The sequence below is a fragment of the uncultured Novosphingobium sp. genome, from assembly GCF_964277725.1.
GTDB classification, from domain to species: domain Bacteria; phylum Pseudomonadota; class Alphaproteobacteria; order Sphingomonadales; family Sphingomonadaceae; genus Novosphingobium; species Novosphingobium fluoreni.
The window spans coordinates 1-8,684 of the sequence record NZ_CAXYKL010000200.1 but is presented as its reverse complement, the minus strand read 5'-3'; the positions used below and the strand labels follow the sequence as shown (position 1 = coordinate 8,684).

Below are 8,684 nucleotides of genomic sequence, written 5' to 3'. Positions count from 1 at the left end.
TGCGCCGTTGGGCAGCAACGTCACCATCGCCAACTCGGGCAGCCTGATAACTGTGGGAGACGGCTCCAACGGCATCTACGCCAGCGGCGACGCCGTCACCATCTCGGGCAACGGATCCATCGCCACCAAAGGTGCGGCGTCTGATGGCATCAATGCCACCAGCCTCGCCAAACCGATCTCTATTAACACGGGCGGCATCACCACCATCGGCCTCAACAGCGTTGGTGTACGCGCGACGAGCGCGACTGGTGCCGCCAACGTGGCCGTCAGTGGTCCCGTTACGACTTCGGGAACGGGGGTGCTGGCAACCGGAGCCGGCGACACGATCGTTGCCGTTACTGGTCCTATCACCACGACCGGAGCGGATGCGCTCGGTGTCAGCGCCACATCGACTGGCGGCCTCGTCAACGTCTCCGCCGCGGCGATCCGAACCAGCGGTGATCGTGCGACCGGCATCCTCGCCATCGGTTCACAAGCGGTTTCGGTGCAGGCAGGCTCGATCTCGACCGGGGGCGCAGGTGCTTTGGGCGTGAACGCGTCGTCAACTGGTGGCCCGGTAAACGTGACCGCCGGCCCGGTGACGACGCTCGGGACGGGTGCAACGGGCGTGCTCGCCACCTCACAACAGAATGTATCGGTGACCACCGGCGCGGTCTCGGCCTTCGACGTGCCAGCGATCGACGCTACTAGCATCGGTGGCGCAGCATCGGTCACTCTGAACGGTGCGGCGACGACCGGAACCGGTTCGGTGATCCTCGTCAACGGCGGCACGACGGCGAATCTGACACTCGGCTCGGGAGGCTCGCTGACCAGCGCGACCGGTGGTGCCCGGTTGACCTCGGCCATGGGTTCGTCAGTCACTAACGGCGGCACCATCACCGGGAACGGCACCAGTGCGATTGTGACCGCGACGGGTGGACCGCTGGCGTTTACCAACAACGGTGCCTTCGCCGGCACGATTGGGTTTACCGGCGGCAACGATGTGCTGACCAACAACGGTACGTTCCGCGCCCTGTTCAACCAGGACTTTGGCGCTGGCACCGATCGCCTGACCAACACCGGCACGCTGCTGGTTCTGCCAAGCACCGCCGCTGCGGGCACCGTCACCCTCACCGGCCTAGAGACCTTCAACAATTCCGGCCTGATAGATCTGCGCAACGGTCATGCCGGCGATGTCCTGTCCACGGCCGGCACATTTACAGGGACCGGGAACAGTACGTTGGGGATCGACATCACGATCAACGGCGCGGCCTTGGCAGCCGATCGCCTGACAGTGGGAGGCGCGTTAACCGGCAGCACTCAGGTTCTGCTGAACCTTAACGGCTCGACACCGGCGCTTACGTCCGGACTGGTCTTCGCCAGCGGCGGAGCGGGTACGGTAGCGGGTGCCCTGACCACCTCCCAGCAGTCACTCAATATCGGGCTCGTGCGCTACGATGTTGCCTTCAATACCGCGGACAACACGTTCGCGCTGGTCGGTACGCCGGGCGACACCGTGTTTCGTGCGCTGCGGATCAATGAGGCGGCACAGCAGCTCTGGTACCGTTCCGCCGATGCGGTGTCTGCTCACCTGACAGAGCTGCGTGATGCCAAGTTCGGGGGCTACGAGGCCGACGGCGGCCGCCTGTGGCTGCAGATGTACGGCCAGTCGAGCGTGCGCGACGGGAGCCAGACGTTCACCTCTTTCAACCTCACCCGCGCCGTCGATCTGAGCTACAAGCAGGATACCTTTGGTGGCCAGCTCGGACTGGGGATCGGCGGCGGTGGCGATGGAGCCTTCGCGTTCGGCGTAACTGGCGGCTACCAAAGCTCCGACGTGAAGTTCGCCGGATCGGCGGATGGTGCCCGCTTCGATGCAGTCAACCTGGGCGCTTATGCCAGCTTCCAGTCGAACAGTGTGTTCGCCAATGTTCTTGGTAAGTACGACTACTACTGGATCAATGCGAACAGCCCGAGTTCGGGCCTAGGCGACAAGCTTCACGGCAAGAGCTACGGCGTCCAAGGCGAACTGGGCATTCGCCTTGGTAGCGACAGCTTCTACGCGGAACCGGTTGCCACTCTCGCCTACGTCCGCACCGATCTGAATGACTTGCGCGCACCGGCCGCGACGATCGACTTCGATCAGCTTGACGGCTTGCGCGGCAAGGCAGGCTTGCGCATCGGCAGCAAGGTCGACCTTGGCGGTAGTGCCACCGCGGTGATCTACGCGCAGGGCAACTACGTCCACGAGTTCAAGGGTGAAGATGGCCTGACTTTCGATACCGGCGGTGCCGAACTTGCCTATCGCAACCGGGCGATCGGCGACTATGGCCAAGGCAAGATCGGCGTCAGCATCGGTGGCGCAGGAAGCGTCAGCGGCTTCATCGAAGGCTTCGGCAACATAGGCGGCAACTACAAGGGCGGCGGCGGCCGCGGCGGACTGCGGATCAAGTTCTGATCTGAAATGAGTGACTTGGTGTGCGGTCTAATGGCCGCACACCAAACTGACTGGTGCGTTTGGGTGCTTTTCGTTTAAATCGCCCAGCATCATTCCGGAGTCTGAGAGCAGGAATGCAAGGACAAGCCGCAACCGTTCGCTTTGCATCGCTGGCCCGATTGAAACGAGATGACATCCGCGCGTTGCGCGAGATGGCTGGCCCGACCAGCCGATATCCGGCAGGATCTTTTTTGCAGGTAGCCGGTAGCCCGGTATCAGACCCGATGCTGTTGCTCGATGGTTGGGCCATCAGCAGCCTAGATGTGACGGAAGGCGGTAGACAGATCGTCAAGGTGCATATGCCAGGCGATCTTGTCGGGCTGACAAGCTTACCTTTTACCACTTGCGTCGACACTGTAATCGCCCTGAACGATGTCCAGGTGTGCACCGTCTCACAAGCTGCGATCGGCAAGCTTTTTCACAACAATGCCCGCCTGGCTGCGCTTCTCTTCCTCATATCCTTGGAGGAGCGCGTGATGCTTGCGGATCGCTTGGTCATGGTTGGACGGACCGCGACCAGCCAACGCATCGCTGCGTTGATACTGCAGTTGCGCGACAGGATGCTACGCAGCGACCCTTCAATCGGGCTAAGCTTCCGCTTTCCTCTTACTCAGCTGCATGTCGCCGACATGATCGGCGTCACGACCGTGCATGTTAGCCGGATCGTACAGGAGCTCGCCAACGAGGGGTTGCTCAAGTGGGAACGCGGAAAGGTAACGATCCTGGATATCAAAGCCCTTCAACTCTGGGTTGGGACGACATCGCGTGAATTGGTGCAAGAACCAACTTGGCTTCCATTGCCTTAGATCAACCAAAAAAGAGATTTGTCGTTCAGATAATCCATTTCGCTTCAAATACCGTCGCATGCATAACTGTTAGTGGCGGTGATCGCGTCCAAGCGAACGTCCTACTCACATGCGGGACTAGCGATGGAATCCAGCGGCGACGCGTGCACTTCGACCGGCACGATCAGCAGCTTTCGTCAGGAGCGGACGTCCACCGGTGATAGTTTGAGTGACCGGCTCTGGTCGCATGCTGCCAGAGTGAACGCAGCATTGTAAGACAAAGCCGTCATTCGCAAGCCTGGCTATTAAGGGCGGGTGTTGGTCGAATCTGACGTTCGTGATCGAAAGGTTGGTAGCGTCCGATCTTCCAGCCTCGGGTTCATTCAAATGCAGCGCTCGCGAGCGTTGCACGGGGACGCTTTTGCATTTCGGCAGAGATCGCCCGCGCCGCCGGGTGCTGCACGCCATACATCCGGCCGCGCGCTGACATGCGCTGCCGCTGCACGCCCACCCGGGAGCGCATCGCCGATCGTTGCGTTATCCCGACAGGAGGGAACAGCGGCCGCCGGCAGGCCGCCGCTCCTCAGGAGAAGAGCATGGCGACCACTGCCACCCACGCAATGATCATTGCCTGCCCGAATTGTGCGGGTCTCAATCGCGTTCCGCGCGAACGGCTTGGCGGCGGCAACTGCGGCAAATGTCATCAGCCGCTGTTCAGTGCAGCGCCGGTGGCCCTGACCAACGCCAATTTTGATGCCCATGCCGCCCGCGCCGATCTGCCGCTGTTGGTCGATTTCTGGGCCAGCTGGTGCGGGCCATGCCGCCAGATGGCGCCTGCGTTCAGCGCCGCCGCGAGACAACTCGAACCCTATATGCGGCTCGGCAAGCTCGACACCGAGGCCGAGCAGGCAATCGCCGGGCGCTACGCCATCCGGTCAATCCCGACGATGATCCTGTTCCGCAAGGGCCGTGAGGTCGCACGCCAGTCCGGCGCGATGCCTGAACAGGCAATCGTCAGCTGGGCCCGCACCGCGGTCAGCGGCGGGTGAGCGACGCCGTGGCCGGGGGTTACCCGATGACGCCCGATGGCCGCTATTTCGTGGTGCGCGGCCGGCTCTGGCGACTGAGACCCTGCCCTCACCGCTGCCACGCGCGAAGCGCTGGTGAAGGATTTGATGGCGGCCCGCCAGGCGGTAGGCATCGCCAAACGCGCCGGAGATCGCGACGCCGAAACCGCTGCACATGAGGCAGTCGATCGCGCCAAGCATGCGCTCGGCGAGCGCGGTCCGGTATGGTGGGACGATGGCGCGCCCGACCTCAATCGCCATATGACCCGAACGACGCCCTATGCCGACTGGTTCGCTGCACGGGATTGAGCGGTCTTCTTACCCCCCGCAACGATTTAAGGCGCGATCGCTATGCACGGGCTGATCGGCGTGCCTCGCGCCATAGTCATGTGTCCCCGCGTGTGGTGCGCAGCGGGCACAGCGCTAAGGTGTGCGCTGCCGGGTTCGTGCTGCCAGCCCGCGGCGCTCGGCGCGGTTCATCGCCGGCGCATCGGGAAGTTCGCGCCGACCATCAACCAGGTTCCCCAGTGACGCCGGTAGCCGGCGGGATCAGCCGGTCCGCACGGAGCTGATCGAACAGGGCGATGAACGCATCATCGGTCGGCTGATAGGCGCTGAAGCCCATCCGCCGGCATTTGGACATGTCGGTGACCACTTCGATCGGTCGCCCGAGATCGGCATCGGTATGCCAGGGTGACGCCAGGCGCTGCAGATCGGGTTCGACGAGGCCGTCGCGTTCGGCGATCCGGCGCCAAATCGCGTCATCCCCGGCCATCTGCTGCTCGAGCGGCCGGACGTTGCCGTCGAACGGTACAGGCTCGATCCCGAACCAGGCGGCAATCCGGCCCCACATCCAGCTCCAGCGGAAGACATCGCCGTTGACGATGTTGAAGTCCTCGTTCGCGGCGGCCGGGGTCGTCGCCGCCCAGAGCAGCTGCCGTGCAAGCTGGCGCGCGTCAGTCATATCGGTGAGCCCGTTCCACTGCGCCGCCGACCCCGGAAAGGTGAAGGGCCGCCCGGTCTCGCGGCAAATCGTCGCATAGACGGAAAGCGTGGTACCCATGTTCATCGCATTGCCGACGGCTTTCCCGATCACCGTGTGCGGACGGTGGACGCTCCAGGTGAAACCGTCGCGCGCGGCGGCGGCGAACACTTCGTCCTCCTGCGCATAATAGAAGTTCTCGACGTCGAGCCGACCCTGGTCTTCACGGAACGGGGTCTGCGGCAGCGCCCCTTCGCCATAAGCCTCGAACGGTCCGAGATAATGCTTGAGCCCCGTCACCAAAGCGACGTGGCGGGGACCAACAGGCTTGGGCAGCCCGTCAAGCAGATTGCGCACCATCGCTGAATTGACGCGGATATTCTCGGCCTCGCTGTCCTGACGCAGCCAGGTCGTGATGAACACGGCATCGGGCTGGAGTTCGGCCAAGGCCGCTGCGCTCGCGGCAGCGTCCTGCAGGTCGGCGAGAACCGGCTGCACCCCCGCTTGTCCCGTCGCGCGCCGCGCGAGGCCATGGACATTCCAGCCCTGGTCGAGGAGGAGTTGCGCCGTCGCGCTGCCCACGATGCCGCTCACGCCTGCGACCAATGCTGTCTTTGCCATCATGCTGCTCCGTTCCGGGGACCATACGGCAGCCAGGCTGACGGCAAATCCATCTTACTCACCAGGATGAACGGCTGCCGTCGCAGGGCGTTCCGAAGCCCCGAAGGTCTATAGCATCAATTGCAGTCCTCTTGGGGCAAGATGGCCGGCCGTGCGTTGAGACAGCGGACCATCCCATGGACACCAGAACTTATGATAATCGACCCGACAGAGCGAGCCGCCTGGTGACCACACCGAACGCCAACGGTCCCGTTCGCGCCGTCGTACTTCCGGGTGGAGAGGAAGTGCCCTGTCTGGGACAGGGCACCTGGATGATGGGCGAACGAAAGGATCGCCGCGAGGCGGAGATCGCAGCGCTGCGCACGGGCATCGACCTTGGCATGACCCTGATCGACACCGCCGAAATGTATGGCGAGGGTGCGAGCGAGAAGCTGATCGGCGAAGCGATTGCCGGACGCCGCGACGACCTGTTCCTGGTCAGCAAAGCCTATCCGCAGAACGCATCACCCTCGCGGCTTCCACGGTCCTGCGAAGCAAGCCTCAAACGGCTCGGCACCGATCGGCTCGACCTCTACCTGCTGCACTGGCGCGGCAATGTGCCCCTTGCTGAGACGGTGGAAGCGATGGATGCCCTGCAGCGTGCGGGTAAGATCCGCCACTGGGGCGTCAGCAATCTCGACACCGACGATATGGAGGAACTGGTCGAGGCCGGCGGATCGGCCTGCGTCACCGACCAGATTCTATATAATCTGACCCGGCGCGGTCCGGAGCGAGACCTGCTCCCCTGGCTGGCCGGGCAGGGTACGACGGCGATGGCCTATAGCCCGGTCGAACAGGGTCGCCTGATTGGTAACCGCAAGCTCGCCGCACTGGCCTCGGACATGGGCGCCACGGCAGCGCAGCTCGCGCTGGCCTGGACCCTGCGGCAGCCCGGCCTGATCGCAATTCCGAAGACTGCCACCGCCGACCATGTGCGCGAGAATCGCGCCGCTGCCGATCTGGTCCTGACACCGGACATCCTTGCCCGGCTCGATGCAGCGTTTCCCGCGCCGACCGAGCGGCGACCGTTGGAAATGCTTTGATCAGCGTTGCGGCAGCCAAGCCGACGCTGCGCGGACCGCAGGACAGCCGCCGGGTCGCGATGGTCGAGGATTACGAAGTCGAAATTTGAACTGACAAGTTAGGCGTCAGCCGCGACGAACTGCCAAAAGCCGTCGATGCGGTTGGCAAGGGCGCCGACGCCGTCAGAGCGTATCTGAAAAACCGAACCTTTCAGGGGACAGTCGCCATCGGCGAAGCTGCCGCCAAGGGGTCCCGCCTTGGCCGTCCAAGAGCTGGCTGCCGATTCAACATCGTGAGCTGCCTGTTCTGAGTTGACTAGAGCGACGCGGCTCACCGATCGCCAAATCGGATGGGGCTGAAGGCTTTGGCAGTATGCTTGATCGCCGATCCGCTGAGGCGCAATCTCAAAGAGATGAAATTACTTCTACATCGGCTCTAAAGTGAGCTAATTGGCCGAGTACTGCGATCGGCAGCTCTAGTTGGGACCCGATCTTCATCTAGGCGAATGTAGACGAATGATCATAGTCGACGTTGCCGCTTGCCTTAAAAGGGTGCGAAGTGGGATATTTTTGCCGTTCATTGGCGATGTCCAGTGGCAGATTTTTTGCACAAAGCGCACGCCAATTTGTTAGGTTCTGAATGACCACTGGGTAGGCTTCAGACTGATGCTGGCCGAAATCTACCTATGCTCGCCTCTTAAGATTACTTTGAAGACTCTTACATTAGCGCGCAGCGCCTGAGCATGTACAGCGGTGCTAGATCTTAATACCGAGTGTATTGATCAGCGCCCAGTACGTTGGGGCGTTTTGTTCGAGCCAAAAAAATGCTGCCGATATTCTCATACCCCTCCCTCGTCGCCGATTTTTCTTCCTCGAAGAGCCACCTTGCAATGTGAAAGGAAAACGGATCACTTGGGTCAAGGCCGGCGCCGCCCCAAGCAAGGCCAATTCGAACTGGCACGGCCAGAAGCACCAGTCGATCATCGAATGGCCAGGCCGGTCCAGCCTTTGGGGTTCTCTGCGGATCAATCAAATCGAAATCTCATCCCGCATTCCAGCGCAGCCAGAATAGCAGTGCGATAAGAGCGCGCGCCCGGTAGAACGTCTTTGAAAAGGCGTTCGCCGCCCATTCGCGTACGAGGCCCGGCAATGCGCTCCGCAATGTTGTGTGTCTGAGCGCGCGATATATATGCCTGTTGAGCCTACCCACTGATGCGCGATCAACGCGCGCGAACTTTCTCTGTAGTAAGGAAGAGGTCAATAACTATCGCTCTGCGCCGCGTTGCCTCCAAGTGGATCCGTTGAATAGGCTGGGCATCCCGGCCCACTCGGCCATATGCCATCAGGCTCGCAAAAGCAGCCTTAATCGCCCATCTCAACAGACGGTCTAAAGAGAATGCCCCCTTTTGCTGAACGAACCGCTGCGTGGCCAGAATGGTGCAAGCTGTTGCTAGGAGCTTTGGTGTTTTTTACAGTCCTCACAAGCTGGTTCGCCTTCCAGAAGTGGGCTGAACGCCATGCCAAGCTCCCCCCTGCCGCAGGCGGTTCCTGTTCGCTTTGGTTCATCGGGAGCTCGACCATGCACAAATGGACGACGCTTGCCACCGATATGGCACCGTGGCGCGCGTACAATCGAGGGGTGAATGGGGCAACGATCCAAGCGGTCCGCCAGATGTTCGCCAATGAGGTTTC

The 8,684-nt window shown here is 62.0% G+C and carries 6 protein-coding genes and 2 pseudogenes; 7 read left to right on the top strand and 1 reads right to left on the bottom strand.

The window, feature by feature from the left end:
* The 4 genes from ACHWRX_RS11335 to ACHWRX_RS11320 all read left to right on the top strand — a co-directional run.
* A partial coding sequence (locus tag ACHWRX_RS11335) for an autotransporter outer membrane beta-barrel domain-containing protein (protein WP_394659292.1) occupies window positions 1–2,437 on the top strand: 2,437 nt, incomplete at its 5' end.
* A gap of 113 nt (window positions 2,438–2,550) precedes the next feature.
* Complete coding sequence (locus tag ACHWRX_RS11330) at window positions 2,551–3,282, top strand: Crp/Fnr family transcriptional regulator (protein WP_394659291.1); 732 nt, start codon at window positions 2,551–2,553, stop codon at window positions 3,280–3,282.
* A gap of 575 nt (window positions 3,283–3,857) precedes the next feature.
* A complete protein-coding gene (gene trxC, locus ACHWRX_RS11325) occupies window positions 3,858–4,310 on the top strand; it encodes a thioredoxin TrxC (RefSeq protein WP_394659290.1) in 453 nt (150 codons plus the stop codon).
* A gap of 126 nt (window positions 4,311–4,436) precedes the next feature.
* Entirely contained in the window at window positions 4,437–4,637 is a 201-nt protein-coding gene (locus ACHWRX_RS11320) for a hypothetical protein (protein ID WP_394659289.1), read from the top strand.
* 202 nt (window positions 4,638–4,839) lie between these two features.
* Here ACHWRX_RS11320 and ACHWRX_RS11315 read toward each other — a convergent pair whose 3' ends face one another.
* On the bottom strand, window positions 4,840–5,931 hold the full coding sequence (locus ACHWRX_RS11315; RefSeq protein ID WP_394659288.1) for an SDR family oxidoreductase: 1,092 nt from the start codon (window positions 5,929–5,931) through the stop codon (window positions 4,840–4,842).
* 224 nt (window positions 5,932–6,155) lie between these two features.
* Here ACHWRX_RS11315 and ACHWRX_RS11310 point away from each other — a divergent pair, with 224 nt between their 5' ends.
* The 3 genes and pseudogenes from ACHWRX_RS11310 to ACHWRX_RS11300 all read left to right on the top strand — a co-directional run.
* Window positions 6,156–7,013 (top strand): aldo/keto reductase, encoded by an 858-nt coding sequence (locus tag ACHWRX_RS11310; protein WP_394659287.1) that lies wholly within the window; start codon window positions 6,156–6,158, stop codon window positions 7,011–7,013.
* 104 nt (window positions 7,014–7,117) lie between these two features.
* Window positions 7,118–7,303 (top strand): annotated as a pseudogene (locus tag ACHWRX_RS11305) (hypothetical protein); the annotation flags it as partial.
* A gap of 1,151 nt (window positions 7,304–8,454) precedes the next feature.
* Window positions 8,455–8,684: pseudogene (locus ACHWRX_RS11300) on the top strand (lysophospholipase); the annotation flags it as partial.

Bases quoted from the DNA above. Each gene is read 5' to 3' on its own strand.
- ACHWRX_RS11315 (WP_394659288.1), bottom strand. From the start codon at position 5,931: ATGGCAAAGACAGCATTGGTCGCAGGCGTGAGCGGCATCGTGGGCAGC.
- ACHWRX_RS11330 (WP_394659291.1), top strand. From the start codon at position 2,551: ATGCAAGGACAAGCCGCAACCGTTCGCTTTGCATCGCTGGCCCGATTG.
- ACHWRX_RS11320 (WP_394659289.1), top strand. From the start codon at position 4,437: ATGGCGGCCCGCCAGGCGGTAGGCATCGCCAAACGCGCCGGAGATCGC.
- trxC (WP_394659290.1), top strand. From the start codon at position 3,858: ATGGCGACCACTGCCACCCACGCAATGATCATTGCCTGCCCGAATTGT.